Origin of the sequence: Azospirillum sp. A23, from assembly GCF_042938965.1 — a bacterium.
GTDB lineage: Bacteria > Pseudomonadota > Alphaproteobacteria > Azospirillales > Azospirillaceae > Azospirillum > Azospirillum melinis.
This window is the reverse complement of the sequence record NZ_CP170663.1, coordinates 459,794-475,340: the sequence shown is the minus strand read 5'-3', so window position 1 is coordinate 475,340 and position 15,547 is coordinate 459,794. Positions and strand designations below refer to the sequence as shown.

The following is a 15,547-nucleotide window of genomic DNA, read 5'->3' as shown; positions in this document are numbered from 1 at the left end:
AGATGGAGAAAGGGGATGGACAATGGGGAGCTTGCGCTCCCCTCGTCCCTATGCCGCGTCGCGGTACCGTTTACCGGCGTTCCACATTCGGCAGGAAGATTGTCAGCAAGCCGAGGAGCGGCAGGAAGGAGCAGGCGGTGTAGACGAAGCCGATGCCCTTCCAGTCGGCCACGACGCCCAGCCCGGCCGCGCCGATGCCGGCGACGCCGAAGGCCAGCCCGAAGAACAGGCCCGAGACCATGCCGACCCGGCCGGGCAGCAGTTCCTGCGCATAGACCACGATGGCCGGGAAGGCCGAAGCCAGGGCCAGCCCGATCACCGCGCTGAGAACCACCGTCGTCGTCAGACCGACATAGGGCAGGGCCAGGGTGAAGGGCAGGATGCCGAGGATCGAGACCCAGATCACCGTCTTGCGGCCGATGCGGTCGCCCACCGGGCCGCCGATCACCGTACCGGCTGCGACGGCAGCCAGGAAGACGAACAGGCAGAGCTGCGCGTCGCCGGTGGACAGGCCGAAGCGGTCGATCAGGTAGAAGATGTAGTAGCTGGTGATGCTGGCGAGATAGACGTATTTCGAGACGATCAGCGCGATCAGGATGGCGACGGCCCGGCCGACCTGACCCGCCGGCAGATCGGCATGGCGCGCAGCCGCCGGGCCGCCGGCCTTGCGTGGCTTGGCGTTCCGGCGCTGCCAGCTTCCCAGCCGCACCATCACCACCATGCCGGCCAGCGCGGCGAAGGCGAACCAGCTGAGGCTGCCCTGCCCGCGGGGCAGGATGATGAAGGCCGCCAGCAACGGGCCGAGCGCGGAGCCGAGATTGCCGCCGACCTGGAACAGCGACTGGGCCAGCCCATGGGCGCCGCCGGACGCCTGACGGGCGATGCGCGACGCTTCCGGATGGAAGATGGACGAGCCGAAGCCCAGCAGCATCCCGCCGGCCAGCAGGGCCGGGAAGCCGGGCGCCCAGGCCAGGGTGAGAAGGCCGAGCAGGGTGGAGCCCATGCCGAAGACCAGCGAGTAGGGCATCGGCTTGCGGTCGGTGAAGAGCCCGACCAGCGGCTGAAGAAGCGATGCGGTCAGCTGATAGACGAAGGTCAGCAGGCCGAGCTGGGCGAAGCTGAGGCCGAACTCGTCCTTCAGGATCGGATAGACCGCCGGCAGCAGCGACTGGATCATGTCGTTGAGCAGGTGGCAGGCGCTGATCGCGGCCAGGATGGAAAAGGCCGTCGAACCGGCGTTGGGCCGGCTCATGGTGGTGTCGGTCACGGGGGCATGCCCTCTTCTCTCCGCCTCAGGCGTCCAGACCGCGTGTCGGCGGCCCGGTTGGCCCGGCACTGTTGCGTTGACTGCACCGTAAGCCTACGGTCGGCAGAGAGGGCCCGCCACCGCGGTCAGGCCAGTTTTCTACGAGTGTGGGCCATGGTCAGGAATGTCCGTGTCGACGAGATCGATTTCGTCCAGCGGCCATTGCTCGCCACCACCCATGATTATCCGGACGGCGGTTCCTTGCCGCTCCATTGGCACCGGCGGGGGCAGCTGATCTCCGGTATCACCGGGGTGCTGATCATGTCGACGCCGCAGGGCAGGTGGGTGGTGCCGCCCGATTTCGGCCTGTGGATCCCGCCCGGCATCATGCACGAGGTGCGCATGATCGGGGCGGTGACCACCCAAAGCCTGTATCTGGACCCGGATCTGACCGGCGGAATGCCGGACCGTTGTCAGGTCGTCGGGCTGTCCCCCTTCATCCGCAGCCTGATCGCCCGCGCCGTGGATGTGCCGGCGGACTACGATCCGGACAGCCACGACGGCGCGGTGATGGCGCTGATCCGCTACGAGATGCTGCATCTGCCGGCCCAGCCGCTGACCGTCCCGTTCCCGACCAGTCCGGCGTTGGCCGAGCGCTGCCGGCGCTTTCTGCGGCAGCCGGCGGTGCATGAGACCATCGAGCACTGGTGCGACGAGCTGGGCGTCAGCCGGCGCGCCTTCACCCGCCTGTTCCGGCGCGAGACCGGGCTGAGCTTTCTGGAATGGCGCCAGCAGGCCTGTCTTGCCGCCGCCCTGCCGCGGCTGGTGGCGGGCGAAGCCGTCACCGCGGTCGCCATCGACCTCGGCTATGACAACCCCGCCGCCTTCACCGCGATGTTCAAGCGCGTGCTCGGCTCCTCGCCGCGCGCGTATCTGAAGGGCGCCGAATGACCCTCTGTCCGGTCAGGAGTAGCGCATCGCCTCCAGATCGGCGATGAGGCCGGGACCTTCGGGATGCCAGCCGAGTGTCTGCTGGGTCAGGGCGCTGGACGCTGCCATGTCGATGCCCGCGAACATCGCCATCCAGCCGAAATGCTCGGCAGCCTTGTCCTGCGGGATGGAGACCGCTGGAATATTCAGGCCGCGGGCCAGCGTTTCGACGATCTCGCGGGTCCCGACGCCTTCCTCACCGACCGCATGGTAACGGGCGCCGGCCTCCGCCTTCTCGATGGCCAGACGATAGAGGCGGGCGACATCCCCCAGATGGCCGGCGGACCAGCGGTTTCGCCCCTCGCCGATGTAGGCGGCGACACCCTTCGCGCGGAAGATTTCGATCAGCGGGGTGATCAGCCCCTGCTTCTCCGTGTTGTGGACCTGCGGCAGTCGCATCACCGCGACGTTGACGCCGGCGTCCAACAGCTCGTTGCCGGCCCGTTCCGATGCGATGCGCGGGTTGGGGTGACCGTCGTCGAAGACATCTTCGCGGGCAAGCCGGCCATGGCCGGCACCCCCCATGCCGACCCCGGACGTGATCAACAGCGGACGGTTCGAGCCCTTCAACGCCGCGCCCAAGGCACCGATCACCCGGCTGTCCTTTGCGCAATTCTCGACGAAGCGCGAGAAGTCATGGTCGAAGGCGGTGTGGATCACGGCGTCGGCCTTTTCGGCACCGCTGCGGATGCTCGCCAGATCCTCCAGCGTGCCGAGATGCGGCTCGGCGCCGGCGGACTCCAGCGCGCGGGCGCCGTCCCCGGACCGGGTCATGCCGATGACATGGTGGCCGGCCTGGAGCAGTTCGGACAGCACGGCCCGACCGATGAAGCCGGTGGCGCCGGTGAGGAAAATACGCATGGGACAATCACCTTTCCAATTCCGTCGCCCCCACTCTGTCCCGCCGTGGTATCCTGTTAAAGTAGTGATATTTTCCTAGTATAGCGGCTACCAGGATCAGCCAATGCAGACCGACACCAGACAGACCAGTCCGGCCGGCACGCTCGCCGCCTTCCTGCGCGACCGCCGGACGCGGCTGGACCCGGCGGCCTTCGGATTCTCGGGACGCCGCCGCACGCCGGGCCTGCGCCGGGAGGAGGTGGCGCAGCGCGCCAACATCAGCCCGACCTGGTACACGTGGCTGGAGCAGGGGCGGGGCGGGGCGCCGTCGGCCGACGTGCTGGACCGGATCGCCGGCGGCCTGATGCTGACGGATCTGGAGCGGGAGCATCTGTTCATCCTGGCGCTCGGCCGGCCGCCGGAGATGCGCTACAGGCCGGCGCAAGGGGTCAGCCCGCGTCTGCAACGGCTGCTGGAGTCCTTCGACGCCTGTCCGGCCTTCATCAAAACCGCGACCTGGGACGTGCTGGCCTGGAATCGCGCTGCCGCAGTAGTGCTGACCGATTACGGCACGCTTCCGCCCGACCAGCGGAACATCCTGCGGCTGGTGTTCGGCAATCCGGCGATCCGCGCCAAGCAGAAGGACTGGGAGGGCATGGCGCGGCATCTGGTCGGCGCCTTCCGTGTCGATGCGGCGCGGGCCGGAGCGGTGAAGGAGATCGCCGATTTCGTCGACGAACTGTGTCGGACGAGCGCCGATTTCGCCCGATTCTGGAACGAGAATGACGTGTACGCGCCAAGCGAGGGGTTCAAGCGGCTCCAGCACCCGGCCCTCGGCAGCGTCGAGATGGAATATTCGGCCTTCGCCGTCGATGGACGCCCCGATCTCGGTCTTCTGGTCTACAATCCGTTGGACGAACAGGTTAAAGAACGTATCCGCGCCCTGGCCGGTCTAAGGACCGCGGTGGCGTCTGGCGGATGAGCGGTGGCAGGAAGGAACAGCGCCGGTGAATCTCTTCTCCCTTCTCGATCAGGCGGCGGCCCGTTTCCCCGGCCGCGGAGCGGTGTTCCGCGGCACCGAGCAGCTTCACAGCTTTGCCGAACTTCGGTCCCGCGCGCTGCGGATCGCCGCCGGCCTGCGCGCGTCGGGACGGCCGGGCGACCGCATCGCCATCGCGACGGAAAATGTGCCCGAATATGTCGAGCTGTTCTTCGCCATCTGGGCTGCCGGGATGGCTGCGACGCCGGTGAACGCCAAGCTGCACCCGCGCGAGCTGGTGCAGATCCTGGAGGATTCCGGAGCGTCCATCGTCTTCGTCTCGCCCAAGCTGGCCGGCGGGCTGGAGCAGGCGCTGGACGGGTCCCCCGCGGTATCCTGCCGCCGTATCGTCATCGGCGGGGCCGGTTATGCGGCGCTGACGGCTGGGGACGAATGGGACGGACCGATCGATCCCGATCCGCAGGCGCTGGGCTGGCTGTTCTACACCAGCGGCACCACCGGGCGGTCGAAGGGGGCGATGCTGTCCCACCGCAATCTGCTGGCCATGACCGTCGCCCATCTGGCCGATGTCGAGGCGGTGGACGAGGATTGCAGCCTGTTGCACGCGGCGCCGATGTCGCACGGCTCCGGCCTCTACATGGCGGCCTATGTCGCCCGCGGCGCCCGGCAGGTGGTCCCGGCCTCCTCCGCCTTTGAGCCGTCGGAGTTCCTCGATCTCTGCGACCGTCACCCCGGCTGCGGCGCCTTCCTGGCCCCGACGATGGTGCAAAGGCTGCGGCTGGAGGCGGAACGCGGCGGCCGGCGGCCGGCCAATCTGCGGTCCATCGTCTATGGCGGCGGCCCGATGTATGTGGAGGAACTGCGCCGCTCGCTGGCGGTTTTCGGGCCGGTCTTCGCCCAGATCTACGGCCAGGGCGAGGCGCCGATGACCATCGCGTCGCTGCGGCGCCGCGACCATGCAAGCGACGACGATGCGGTGCTGGGCTCGGTCGGTTTCGCCCGCAGCGGCGTCGAGGTGGCGGTGGTGGATGCCGACGGCCGGCCGCTGCCCATCGGCGAGGTGGGAGAGATCGTCTGCCGCGGCGACGTGGTGATGGCAGGATACTGGAACAATGCCAAGGCGACGGCCGAAGCCCTGCGCGGCGGCTGGCTGTTCACCGGCGACATGGGGTCCTTCGACGGGCAAGGCTACCTGACGCTGCGCGACCGCTCGAAGGACGTCATCATCAGCGGCGGCAGCAACATCTATCCGCGCGAGGTGGAGGAGGTGCTGCTGCGCCACCCCGACGTTGCCGAGGTCTGTGTCACCGGGCAGCCCGATCCGGAATGGGGCGAGATCGTCGTCGCCTTCATCGTCGCCGAACCGGGGCGCGAAATCTCCCGCGGCGGTCTCGACGAGCATTGCAACGCCAGCATCGCCCAATTCAAGCGGCCCAAGCGTTACCTGTTCGTCGAGGATCTGCCGAAGAACAACTATGGCAAGGTGGTGAAGCGCGAACTGCGCGCCCGTCTGGCCGGCGGGTAGACGCAGGCGGGGAAGGGAGGCATTAGCGTCCGGCTGCCTGACGGCGCAGGGTCTTCAACTCCTCGAAGCGGGCGGACACGTCGCGCATGACGGAGGCCATTCCGAGCATGGCGCCGTCCGCGTCCTTCAGGGGCACGATGGTGAACTCCACCGAGATGCGGCTGCCGTCCTTGCGCAATGCCGGAACCGACAGCATGTCGCCGCTGCCATAGCGGCTCACCCCCGTCTTCATCACCTCGTCATAGCCTTCCCAATGGCGCTGGCGCTGGCGTTCGGGGATGATGATGTCCAGCGATTGGCCCAACGCTTCCTCGGCGGTGAAGCCGAACACGCGTTCCGCCCCCGCGTTCCAGAACCGGATGAGACCCTCCCGGTCGGAATAGACGATGGCCTCCGCCGGGCTGTTCAAGAGCGCCACCCCGAGTTGGCGCAGGTCTTCCTCGGTCATCGAATCCTCCCAATGGTCGTTTCGTGATGAAGTGTCAGACATCCAAGACCAATCTTGCGCTCCGCGCCCGCGAGACGCACAGCATCATCGTCTTGCCGGCAGCGCGCTCCGCGTCGGACAGGACGCTGTCGCGGTGGTCGGGCTCGCCTTCCAGCAGCGTCGTTTCGCAGGTGCCGCAGATGCCCTGTTCGCAGGACGAGTCGACTTCGACGCCCGCGGAGTAGAGCGCGTCCAGAATGCTGGTTCCCGCCGGCACCGTGACGGTGACGCCCGACCGCGCGCAGACCACATCGAAACTGTCGTCAGCCGCGTCTCGACGGACCGGCTCCGGACGTGGGGTAAACCATTCGAAGCGGACATCCTGGCCCGGTCGGGCGACGGCTGCCACTGCCTCCATCAGCCGCTGCGGACCGCAGCAATAGATCGGAACATCGACGGGGGTGGAGGCCAGCAACTCGTCGACCGCCAGCCGTCGGCCTTCGTCGGCGGCATGCAGGTCGACGCGGCCGTGGGGCAGGGCGCGGAGGTCGTCGAGGAAGGGGGCCGCTGCTGCGCTACGGACGCAATAGTGCAGGACCCAATCCGCGCCCTGCTCGGCCGCCCTGCGGATCATCGGCAACAGCGGCGTGATGCCGATGCCGCCGGCGACGAACAGATAGCGCGCTACGTCGTCGAAGCGGAAATTGTTGCGGGGCGGGGAGATGGTCAGGTCGGCGCCAAGCGCCAGTTCGCCATGCACGAAGCCCGATCCCCGCCCGCCCGGCACATTCAGGACGGCGATGCGGTAGGCATGGCGGTCCGCCGGATCGCCGCACAGCGAATAGGAGCGCACCGCCCCGTCCGGCAGATGAAGGTCGATATGGGCGCCGGGCTCGGCCGGCGGCAGCCCCCGCCCGTCCGGATCGCGCAGTTCGACCAGCCGGACCTGCGGTGTGATCCGGTCCAGACGGTGCACGCGCAACGTCCATGGTGCCTTGGCTGAGGGCTGCGGCGTTTCAGGCTGCGTACTGCTCATCGTCCTGCCTGCGAGTGTCGTCGGCGGGTCTGGTATGCCAGATCCAATGCAGGCAGCCTAAAACCTCAAGTTAACTTCAGGTCAAGGGAAAATGTGGAATCCCGGTTCGGCGGATCATCCGGCGGGCGCCATGCGTTGTTCGCGAAACGGTGCGCGGGGCACCCCCAACGGGAGGAACTGTCATGTCACGGTCGACGATCATGGTCCTGGTTGCAGCGCTTGGATTGGCGGGAACGCCGGCGCTGGCGGCGTCGGGCGACATCCATGCAGTGACGGGCGAGAAGGTCAATCTGCGTGCCGGTCCGTCCGACGATGCGGCGGTCCGCTCCACGATCATGCGCGGCGAGGACGTGGTCGAACTGCGGCGGGAGGGCAGCTGGATGGGTGTCCGCGTCCTGCGCACCGGGGAGGAGGGCTGGCTGTTCTCCGACCTCGTCAAGCGCCAGAGCGCCAGCACGCTGGGCAGCGGCGAAAGCGCTCCGGCGCCGGCCGGGTTCGGCAAGCTTTCGCCGGGCTTCGACGGGCTGGTCGCCGGCATCGGCGAGCAACTCGGCTACCGCTTCGCCGACAAGGTGGAGCAGGGTGCCAATGGCACGCTGCGGGTCGTGCCGACCCAGGAATGGCTGTACAACACCAGCCGCGACGCCAAGATGTTCGCGGCGCTGGCCCTGTACCAGATGTGGAAGAACTACAACAACGGCAAGCCGGTGACGGTCACGCTGGGCGCACAGGGACCGGCCGCCATCACCATCGCCGACGCTGCGAAGGGGCCGGAGCTTACCGGACCGGCCTTCAACCCGGCGCGCTGATAGGAGAAGGGCTACAAGTCCCCGGCGCGTTCACACCGGGGGCTTGCGGTCCTTGCGGATCGTCAGATTTCCCGCTTGCTCATCTGGTCGGCGATGTAATCCGCTTGCCGGATCGCCAGCGCGACGATGGTCAGGGTCGGGTTTTCCGACGCCCCGCTGGTGAACTGGCTGCCGTCCGACACGAACAGGTTCTTCACGTCATGCGCCTGGCCCCACTTGTTGACGACGCCGTCGCGGGCGTTGGCGCTCATCCGGTTGGTACCGAGATTGTGGGTGGACGGGTAGGGCGGGGTGTGGATGGTCCTGACCGCGCCCACCGCGTCATAGACGGCCGAGCCGCGGCCATAGGCGTGGGTGCGCATGGCGATGTCGTTGGGATGGTCGTCGAAATTGACGTTGGGGATGGGCAGGCCGAACTTGTCCTTCTCCGTCGCGTGCAGGGTGACGCGGTTGGTCTCGCGCGGCATGTCCTCGCCGACCAGCCACATGCCGGCAATGTGGTCGTAGGCGTCCAGCGCCGAGCTGAAGTCGCGGCCCCAGGCTCCCGGATCGAGGAAGGCCGCCATGAAGGGCACGCCGAGCGACAGCGTTTCCATCTCGTAGCCGCCGACGAAGCCGCGCCGCGGGTCGAAACGGGATTCGTCACGGATGATGCCGGCCATGGTGGTGCCGCGGTACATGTGCACCGGCCGGTCGAACAACCCATAGACCGAGCCGGTCATGTGCCGCATGTAGTTGCGCCCGACCTGACCCGACGAGTTCGCCAGCCCGTCCGGGAACATCGTCGATGCCGAGTTCAACAGCAGGCGCGGGCTTTCGATCGAGTTGCCGGCGACCGCGACGATGCGGGCCTTCTGGCGGTGCATGGCGCCGGTGGCGTCGGCATAGAGCACGGCGTTGACCTTGCCCTTTGCGTCATGCTCGATCTTCAGCACCTGGGAGTTCGGCCGGACCTCCAGATTGCCGGTGGCCTCGCCCTTGGGGATCTCGGTGTAGAGGGTCGACCATTTCGCCCCCGACTTGCAGCCCTGGAAACAGAAGCCGATCTGCTGGCAGGCACCGCGGCCGTCGCGCGGCTTGCTGTTGATCGACATGTTGCCGGTGTGGAACTCAGCATAGCCCAGCTTCTTGGCACCGGCCGCCAGCACCTTGTAATTGTTGTTGCCGGGCAGGCGCGGGATGCCGTTGGTGCCGGTCGTCCCCATCTTGAACTCGGCCTTGTCGTAATAGGGTTCCATCTCCGCCAGCGTCACCGGCCAGTCGAGCAGGTTGGCGCCCTCCACCGCGCCGTAGGTCGTGCGCGTCTTGAATTCGTGCTCCTGGAAGCGGAGCGAGGCGCCGGCCCAATGGACGGTGGAGCCGCCGACCGCCTTGACGATCCAGGCCGGCAGGTTGGGGAAGTCCTTCGCCACCCGCCAGCTTCCCGAGGTGGTGCGCTTGTCCAGCCAGGAGATCTGCGAGAAGCTCTTCCACTCGTCGTTCACGAAATCCTGGATCTCGTGACGCCCGCCGGCCTCCAGGCAGACGACCTTGACGCCCTTCTGGGCCAGCTCGTTCGCCAGGGTGCCGCCGCCGGCCCCCGATCCGATCACCACCACGACGTTGTCGTCATCCATCGCGAATTTCGCAACCATGTCTCGGTCCTCCCCATTTTTTCGGGCATTCGGTGCGCGTTCGGTGCGGCAAGCATTGATGCGAGCCGGTGGGGCCGTTAGGCGTCCTTGATCCAGTCCAGATCGTCGAAGCCGCGGTGGATGTACCCGCCATATTCGGCCGACGCCCCTTCGTAGCCGAGCTTCGCCCATACCTCCGGCTGGTTGTAGAGGGCGACCACCATGTCGCCGCGGACCTTGCGGAAGAAGGGCGTGGTCTCGATGGATTTGAGCACCGCGACGCGGTCCGCCTCCGCCTTGATCGCGGCGTAAGGAGCGTTGCGCAGCTTGCGCGCGGCGGCATCCAGCGCCACCGCCCCTTCGTTGAGCTGGCCCGCCAGGGTCGCGTCCTTCGCTGCTTCCTGGTCCATCGAGGCCAGCGCCTTCTCGTAATAGGCGTCGCCCAGCCGGTCGTGCGGATAGAGATCGCGCACCATCACCAGCAGGGTCTTGGCCGCGTCGGGCTTGATGGCGGTCAGCCCTTCGGCCCAGGCCGGCATCGCCGTGATCGATACCATTCCGCCGGAAACCGCACCGGCCGCCGCAACCGACGCGGCGGAGGTCTTCAGAAAATTCCGCCGGTTGAACCGTGTCCGTTTGTCGAGAACGCGCATGATCGACGTCTCCTTCCCATGGTTCGGTTATTGTTGGGTTGAGGTTTGGACTTACCGGTAGCGGCCGTGGCGTTGCAGGACCTCGGTCTTGTAGTCATCCGGATCGGTGACGAAGAAGAAGCGGGCCAGCAGCGTGCCCCCGGGGGCGAACTCCTTCACCGGCGTCACCGGGAAGCCCAGGGCCGACAGCCGGGCGTGCTCGCCGTCCAGATCGTCCACTGCCACCGCCATGTGGCCATAGCCGTCGCCATGGGTGTAGGGTGCCGTCCGGTCATGGTTGACGGTCAGCTCCAGTTCCATGTCGTTTTCGGCGTTGCGCAGGTAGATCAGCGTGAAGCCGTCGAAGCCCAGCCGCTCGGCCGGCTCCAGCCCGAAGGCCTTGGCGTAGAAGTCCAGCGACCGCTGTTCGTCGAGGACGCGCACCATCATGTGGATGATCTTGGCCATGATGCTTCCCAGGAGGTCGTTTGAGGGAGGGCGTTATCGTTTGGCGCTGGTTTCCAGGAACTGGACGATGCTCTTGCGGACGCTGTCGTCGTCCTGCCGGTAATTCATGTAGCTGCCGGGAACGAACTGGTTGGAGTTGGCCAGCCAGTTTTCCAGATGACCGGCATCCCAGGCGAAGCCGGCACCGCGCAGGGCGTCCGAATACTCGAAGCCGTCGGCCGTGCCGGCCTTGCGGCCGAGGACGCCGTACAGCGGCGGCCCGGCGCGCGGCCCGTCGTCCTTCTTCACCGAATGACAGGTCCCGCATTGCTGGCGGAACAGCGTCTCGCCGTCCGCCGCCGCGGATTTTTTCGTAAAGGGCGAGAACGGTATGGACAGAAGGAGCAGCAACATCACCCAGCGGTGCGGCGACATCCTCGCGTGCATCGCATGCCTCATCGTTTGAAAATCCTCCCGAAATCTTGGCCGAAATCTTGGCCGAAGCCTTTGGGCGCCGGCACGTCGGCCCAGCCGGCGCGGCACCGTCGATGAGACTGGAGCAAGGGGCGTGCCACGCTACGCAAAGCCGCGTTCGATAAGGGGAAGGGCGGGTTTCGTGCGGTGTCGCGGGGAATGGCTGTCCCAACTGTTTCATTATGGGACACCCATGGCGCGACAGATCGTCCCATGATGAGACAGTGCGCTAGACGAACATTCTTTAAAATCACTTGTCCGGCTGCCTCCGGCGTTCTGGCACGCCGATTGCTTTGTGGGGTGGGCGTTGCAGCCGCCCCGCTTCGGCGGTCGCAAAAAGCCTGAAGCTGCGGACCATCTTCGCCGCGCTGCTGTGCGGCCCCGGTCCGGCCGATGATCCCGCCCATAAGACTGCCGGTGTCCCGTCATCCGGCATAAGCGGCCGACGCGATCCTTCAGGCCCGGATCAACATCATCAAAATCATGGGGAGAGACGACATGCCGGATGGATTGACGCTGAACAAGATCACCAGCCAGAAGGGCATCGGCATCACCGAGGCGGCCCGCCGCGTCGCCGACCTCGGCTGGACGCCGTCCTACGTCAAGGAGGCGATGAGCTTCCCGACCGACTACAAGATCTCCAAGGCGCCGCGCGACCCGATGAAGCAGGTCCTGCGTTCCTACTTCCCGATGCAGGAGGAGAAGGACAACCGCGTCTACGGTGCGCTGGACGCAGCGCTGCGCGGCGACATGTTCCGCAATGTCGAGCCGCGCTGGATCGAATGGATGAAGCTGTTCCTGGCGATCATCCCCTTCCCGGAAATCTCGGCGGCGCGGTCGATGGCGACGCTGGGCCAGCTGGCGCCGGGCGACGACCTGCGCACCGGCTTCACCATGCAGATGATCGACGAGTTCCGGCACTCGACGATCCAGATGAACCTCAAGAAATGGTACATGGAGAACTACATCGACCCGGCCGGGTTCGACATCACCGAGAAGGCGTTCGGCAAATGCTACGCCACCACCATCGGCCGGCAGTTCGGTGAAGCCTTCCTGACCGGCGACGCCATCACCGCGTCGAACATCTACCTCCAGGTCGTGGCCGAGACCGCCTTCACCAACACCCTGTTCGTCGCCATGCCGTCGGAGGCGGCGCGTAATGGCGACTATGCCCTGCCGACCGTCTTCCTGTCGGTGCAGAGCGACGAATCCCGCCACATCGGCAACGGCCATTCCATGCTGATGTCGGTGCTGAAGGAGCCTGACAATCATCTGCTGCTGGAACGCGACATCCGCTATTCCTTCTGGCAGAACCACATGATCGTCGATGCCGCCATCGGCACGATCATCGAATACGGCACCAAGCACCGCGACAAGAACAAGGAATCCTACGCCGAGCTGTGGCACCGTTGGATCTTCGAGGATTACTACCGCACCTATCTGCTGCCGCTGGAGAAGTACGGCATCAAGATCCACCACGACGACGTCCACGAGGCTTTCGACAGCATCGTCAAGAAGAATTACGTCCACAAGATCGCCCAGTTCTTCTCCGCCGGCTGGTGGGCCAATTTCTGGCGCATCGAGGCGATGACCGAGCGCGACTTCGAATGGTTCGAAAGCAAATATCCGGGCTGGTACGACGAGTTCGGCGTCTGGTGGGAGAATTACGCCAAGCTCAGCAAGCCCGGCAGCGTGCCGATCACCTTCGCCGACACCGGCTACGTCTATCCGCACCGCTGCTGGTCGAGCCTGGTGCCCTGCGTGATCCGCGAGGACTTCACGACCGACGAGGTCGATGGCGAGCTGTTCACCTACGCCTCCGAGGTCGACCGCTGGACCCACAAGGAGGCGTTCGCCGCCGAATACCAGGGCCGTCCGACCCCGGCGATGGGCCGCTTCTCCGGCCGGCGCCAGTGGGAGGAGGTCTATGACGGCTGGGATCTCGCCGACGCCATCCAGGACATGGGCTTCGTCCGTCCCGACGGGAAGACGCTGGTCGCCCAGCCGCATTTGTCCTTCGAAGAGAAGGACATGTGGACGCTCGACCATGTGCGCGGCCACACCATCCGCAGCCCGCTGCTGGCGCTCCGCGAAATGAGTCCGGACCAGCGCAAGGCCCATGTGGACGAGTACCGCAAGGGCTTCAAAATCCGCCGGGTCTGATCCCCAGCCTCACCCTTGGGCCCACCCCCTTTCCCATTGGAAAGGGGGATGGGGATCCCATGCGGACATCACCGCGGAGATCGACAGACCATGACCGCACAAGCGCTGCAGAACAGCCCGGCCGTGCACACCGTCCGGCTGGAGCCGGTCGGCATCGAAATGGAGGTCGCGGAGGGGGAAACCATCCTCGACGCGGCCTTCCGCCAGGGCGTCTCGCTGATGCATGGCTGCAAGGAGGGGCAATGCTCCGCCTGCAAATGCCTGCTGATCGACGGCGACGTGGAGATGCTGAAATACTCCACCTTCGCGCTTTCCGATCCAGAGCGCGACAGCAACCACATCCTGCTCTGCCGCTCGCTGGCCTACAGCGACGTGGCGGTGGAACTGCTGAACTATGACGAGGATCTGCTGTCCCGCTCCATCCCGGTGAAGGACTTCAACGCCCGGCTGGCGGCGGTGGAACCGCTGACCCACGACATCGTCGCCATCGCGCTGGACCTCGACCAGCCGATGAAGTTCTGGGCCGGGCAATATGCCGACATCACGCTGCCCGGCATCGGCCTGACGCGGTCCTTCTCGATGGGCAACCCGCCGGCGGACGGCAGCCGGCTGGAGTTCATCATCAAGAAATATCCGGACGGCGCCTTCTCCCGCCAGCTCGACGGCGGGCTGTCGGTCGGCGACCGGGTGAGCGTCCGCGGTCCCTACGGCAGCTGCTTCCGTCGCGAGGGGCGGGAGGGGCCGATGATCCTGGTCGGCGGCGGGTCGGGCATGGCGCCGCTGCTGTCGATCCTGCGCGATCAGGCCGCCAGCGGCGAGACACGGCCGGTGCGTTTCTTCTATGGCGCCCGCAGCCGCAAGGACCTGTTCCACCTCGACCAGTTCGAGGAGTTCGCCCGCAGCCTGCCGGACTTCGCCTTCATCCCCGCCCTGTCGCATGCCGAGGAGGGCGACGGCTGGACCGGCGAGACCGGCTTCATCCATGAGGTGCTGCGCCGGCACCTGTCCGGGATGGATGAGGTGGAGGAGGCCGACGTCTTCTCCTGCGGGCCGCCGCCGATGATCGACGCGGTGCTGCCGGTCCTGCAAATGGCCGGCGTCGATTCCGCGCGCGTCTATTTCGACAAATTCACCCCCGCGACCCGCTGAGGCGGGCCGCTGAGGTGGGCTTATGCAAACACGGGAGGAACGACGATGACCATGCAGGAAGCCACATCCGCAGCCGCCGGGGCCAAGGTATTTCCGGGCTCCGACAGTCGCCGCTACAATTACTTCGAGCCGAAGGGCCGCAAAGCGACCCATTACGAGGACGTGACGGTCGACGTCCAGCCCGATCCGGAGCGCTATCTGCTCCAGAACTGGATCATCTCCTTCGGCGACGGCACGCCCACCTATTCCAAGGACTGGACCGCGCTGAAATGCACGGACTGGCACGGCTTCCGCGCGCCCGACCAGGAATGGGAACGCACCCATTACCAGCGCCAGTCCACCATCGTCGGCATGATCCAGAATGTGGTGGAGAATGCGCGCCGCGCCGGGGCGCCCCAGCGCTTCGACAAGGCCTGGGTTGCCGTGCTCCAGAACCATGTCGGTGCCTTCAAACATGCCGAATATGGGCTGGGCACCGCGCTGATGCGGGCGCAGCGCTACGGCTATACCCAGATGGTCAACAACGCCATCCTGACCAACGCCTCCTACAAGCTGCGGTTCGCCCAGGACCTGACGCTCTATCTGGCGGAAGTCGGCAGCGATATCGGCGGCTTCGATCTGGACGCCGGGAAGGCGCACTGGCTGGACGACCCGATCTGGCAGCCCTGCCGCGAGGCGGTGGAGCATATCCGCGCCGCCACCGATTTCCTGGAGCAGTATTTCGCCGTCAACCTCGTCTTCGAGCCGTTGGTGGGCGAGCTGTTCCGCAGCGGCTTCGTCATGCAGGTGGCCGCGGCGCAGAACGATTTCTCCACCCCGTCGGTCATCTCGGCGGCCGAAGCCGACTATGAGCGGAACCTCGCCAACGCGGTGGAGCTGTTCGCCCTGCTGCTGCGCGATCCGGCCCATGGCGAGGACAACCGGACCATGCTGCAAAGCTGGTTCACCCATCATGGCGGGCTGGCGGTGAAGGCGGCCTTGCAGCTTCAGCCGCTCTGGTCGCTGCCGCGGGTCAAGGCGGCGAGCTTCGTCGAAGCGTTCGAGCGGGCGCGTGGGCGCGTCGCCGCCATCGGGCGCGAGATCGGCATCGACGCCGACCTGCCGGCCCTGCCGCCGGTCGAGGTCGGGCAGGCCGCAACTCCGGCTGCCGCTGCGGCCGCAGTCACCGACGCTGCGGCCGAGTGAACTTTCCCGCA

General features: G+C 66.5%; 15 protein-coding genes. 7 read left to right on the top strand and 8 right to left on the bottom strand.

Annotated features, from left to right (window positions below):
• Positions 1 to 70: 70 nt before the first annotated feature.
• Positions 71 to 1,252 (bottom strand): MFS transporter, encoded by a 1,182-nt coding sequence (locus ABNQ40_RS01950; protein WP_109490816.1) that lies wholly within the window; start codon positions 1,250 to 1,252, stop codon positions 71 to 73.
• A 168-nt stretch (positions 1,253 to 1,420) separates the two neighbouring features.
• On the opposite strand from ABNQ40_RS01950, the gene ABNQ40_RS01945 reads away from it, so the two are divergent.
• Positions 1,421 to 2,197 carry a helix-turn-helix domain-containing protein gene (locus ABNQ40_RS01945; protein WP_109048786.1) on the top strand — a complete coding sequence of 259 codons (777 nt, stop codon included), beginning with the start codon at positions 1,421 to 1,423 and terminating at the stop codon, positions 2,195 to 2,197.
• 12 nt (positions 2,198 to 2,209) lie between these two features.
• Here ABNQ40_RS01945 and ABNQ40_RS01940 read toward each other — a convergent pair whose 3' ends face one another.
• Positions 2,210 to 3,097 (bottom strand): SDR family oxidoreductase, encoded by an 888-nt coding sequence (locus ABNQ40_RS01940; RefSeq protein WP_109048787.1) that lies wholly within the window; start codon positions 3,095 to 3,097, stop codon positions 2,210 to 2,212.
• A 103-nt stretch (positions 3,098 to 3,200) separates the two neighbouring features.
• On the opposite strand from ABNQ40_RS01940, the gene ABNQ40_RS01935 reads away from it, so the two are divergent.
• Together ABNQ40_RS01935 and ABNQ40_RS01930 are read left to right on the top strand one after the other, a co-directional pair.
• Entirely contained in the window at positions 3,201 to 4,058 is an 858-nt protein-coding gene (locus ABNQ40_RS01935) for a helix-turn-helix transcriptional regulator (RefSeq protein WP_109048788.1), read from the top strand.
• A 25-nt stretch (positions 4,059 to 4,083) separates the two neighbouring features.
• On the top strand, positions 4,084 to 5,601 hold the full coding sequence (locus ABNQ40_RS01930; RefSeq protein WP_391345415.1) for an AMP-binding protein: 1,518 nt from the start codon (positions 4,084 to 4,086) through the stop codon (positions 5,599 to 5,601).
• A gap of 22 nt (positions 5,602 to 5,623) precedes the next feature.
• On the opposite strand, the gene ABNQ40_RS01925 is transcribed toward ABNQ40_RS01930, so the two are convergent.
• Positions 5,624 to 6,049 carry a PAS domain S-box protein gene (locus tag ABNQ40_RS01925; RefSeq protein ID WP_109048790.1) on the bottom strand — a complete coding sequence of 142 codons (426 nt, stop codon included), beginning with the start codon at positions 6,047 to 6,049 and terminating at the stop codon, positions 5,624 to 5,626.
• 34 nt (positions 6,050 to 6,083) lie between these two features.
• Positions 6,084 to 7,004, bottom strand: coding sequence for a PDR/VanB family oxidoreductase (locus tag ABNQ40_RS01920; protein WP_247879668.1), 921 nt, complete (start codon positions 7,002 to 7,004; stop codon positions 6,084 to 6,086).
• A 242-nt stretch (positions 7,005 to 7,246) separates the two neighbouring features.
• Between ABNQ40_RS01920 and ABNQ40_RS01915 the strand changes: the two genes are divergently transcribed.
• Entirely contained in the window at positions 7,247 to 7,873 is a 627-nt protein-coding gene (locus ABNQ40_RS01915; protein WP_109048792.1) for an SH3 domain-containing protein, read from the top strand.
• Between the two features lie 62 nt (positions 7,874 to 7,935).
• On the opposite strand, the gene ABNQ40_RS01910 is transcribed toward ABNQ40_RS01915, so the two are convergent.
• The 4 genes from ABNQ40_RS01910 to ABNQ40_RS01895 form a co-directional block, all read right to left on the bottom strand.
• Positions 7,936 to 9,507, bottom strand: a complete 1,572-nt coding sequence (locus ABNQ40_RS01910; RefSeq protein WP_109048793.1) for a GMC family oxidoreductase — start codon at positions 9,505 to 9,507, stop codon at positions 7,936 to 7,938.
• 77 nt (positions 9,508 to 9,584) lie between these two features.
• Positions 9,585 to 10,139 (bottom strand): twin-arginine translocation signal domain-containing protein, encoded by a 555-nt coding sequence (locus ABNQ40_RS01905; protein WP_109048794.1) that lies wholly within the window; start codon positions 10,137 to 10,139, stop codon positions 9,585 to 9,587.
• Positions 10,140 to 10,190: 51 nt separating this feature from the next.
• A complete protein-coding gene (locus ABNQ40_RS01900) occupies positions 10,191 to 10,586 on the bottom strand; it encodes a VOC family protein (RefSeq protein ID WP_109048795.1) in 396 nt (131 codons plus the stop codon).
• A gap of 33 nt (positions 10,587 to 10,619) precedes the next feature.
• Positions 10,620 to 11,012 carry a cytochrome c family protein gene (locus ABNQ40_RS01895; RefSeq protein ID WP_109490817.1) on the bottom strand — a complete coding sequence of 131 codons (393 nt, stop codon included), beginning with the start codon at positions 11,010 to 11,012 and terminating at the stop codon, positions 10,620 to 10,622.
• A gap of 525 nt (positions 11,013 to 11,537) precedes the next feature.
• On the opposite strand from ABNQ40_RS01895, the gene ABNQ40_RS01890 reads away from it, so the two are divergent.
• From ABNQ40_RS01890 to ABNQ40_RS01880, 3 genes are all read left to right on the top strand, one after another.
• Positions 11,538 to 13,202, top strand: a complete 1,665-nt coding sequence (locus ABNQ40_RS01890) for an aromatic/alkene/methane monooxygenase hydroxylase/oxygenase subunit alpha (RefSeq protein ID WP_109048796.1) — start codon at positions 11,538 to 11,540, stop codon at positions 13,200 to 13,202.
• 90 nt (positions 13,203 to 13,292) lie between these two features.
• A complete protein-coding gene (locus ABNQ40_RS01885) occupies positions 13,293 to 14,351 on the top strand; it encodes an NADH:ubiquinone reductase (Na(+)-transporting) subunit F (RefSeq protein WP_109048797.1) in 1,059 nt (352 codons plus the stop codon).
• Positions 14,352 to 14,396: 45 nt separating this feature from the next.
• Positions 14,397 to 15,536, top strand: coding sequence for an aromatic/alkene monooxygenase hydroxylase subunit beta (locus tag ABNQ40_RS01880; protein WP_109048798.1), 1,140 nt, complete (start codon positions 14,397 to 14,399; stop codon positions 15,534 to 15,536).
• Positions 15,537 to 15,547 lie beyond the last annotated feature (11 nt).

What these genes read in the sequence shown, in the direction of transcription:
- ABNQ40_RS01915 (WP_109048792.1), top strand. Translation starts at nt 7,247, where the DNA reads ATGTCACGGTCGACGATCATGGTCCTGGTTGCAGCGCTTGGATTGGCG.
- ABNQ40_RS01910 (WP_109048793.1), bottom strand. Translation starts at nt 9,507, where the DNA reads ATGGTTGCGAAATTCGCGATGGATGACGACAACGTCGTGGTGGTGATC.
- ABNQ40_RS01895 (WP_109490817.1), bottom strand. Translation starts at nt 11,012, where the DNA reads ATGCACGCGAGGATGTCGCCGCACCGCTGGGTGATGTTGCTGCTCCTT.
- ABNQ40_RS01945 (WP_109048786.1), top strand. Translation starts at nt 1,421, where the DNA reads ATGGTCAGGAATGTCCGTGTCGACGAGATCGATTTCGTCCAGCGGCCA.
- ABNQ40_RS01880 (WP_109048798.1), top strand. Translation starts at nt 14,397, where the DNA reads ATGACCATGCAGGAAGCCACATCCGCAGCCGCCGGGGCCAAGGTATTT.
- ABNQ40_RS01925 (WP_109048790.1), bottom strand. Translation starts at nt 6,049, where the DNA reads ATGACCGAGGAAGACCTGCGCCAACTCGGGGTGGCGCTCTTGAACAGC.
- ABNQ40_RS01890 (WP_109048796.1), top strand. Translation starts at nt 11,538, where the DNA reads ATGCCGGATGGATTGACGCTGAACAAGATCACCAGCCAGAAGGGCATC.
- ABNQ40_RS01950 (WP_109490816.1), bottom strand. Translation starts at nt 1,252, where the DNA reads ATGAGCCGGCCCAACGCCGGTTCGACGGCCTTTTCCATCCTGGCCGCG.
- ABNQ40_RS01885 (WP_109048797.1), top strand. Translation starts at nt 13,293, where the DNA reads ATGACCGCACAAGCGCTGCAGAACAGCCCGGCCGTGCACACCGTCCGG.
- ABNQ40_RS01905 (WP_109048794.1), bottom strand. Translation starts at nt 10,139, where the DNA reads ATGCGCGTTCTCGACAAACGGACACGGTTCAACCGGCGGAATTTTCTG.
- ABNQ40_RS01940 (WP_109048787.1), bottom strand. Translation starts at nt 3,097, where the DNA reads ATGCGTATTTTCCTCACCGGCGCCACCGGCTTCATCGGTCGGGCCGTG.
- ABNQ40_RS01900 (WP_109048795.1), bottom strand. Translation starts at nt 10,586, where the DNA reads ATGGCCAAGATCATCCACATGATGGTGCGCGTCCTCGACGAACAGCGG.
- ABNQ40_RS01935 (WP_109048788.1), top strand. Translation starts at nt 3,201, where the DNA reads ATGCAGACCGACACCAGACAGACCAGTCCGGCCGGCACGCTCGCCGCC.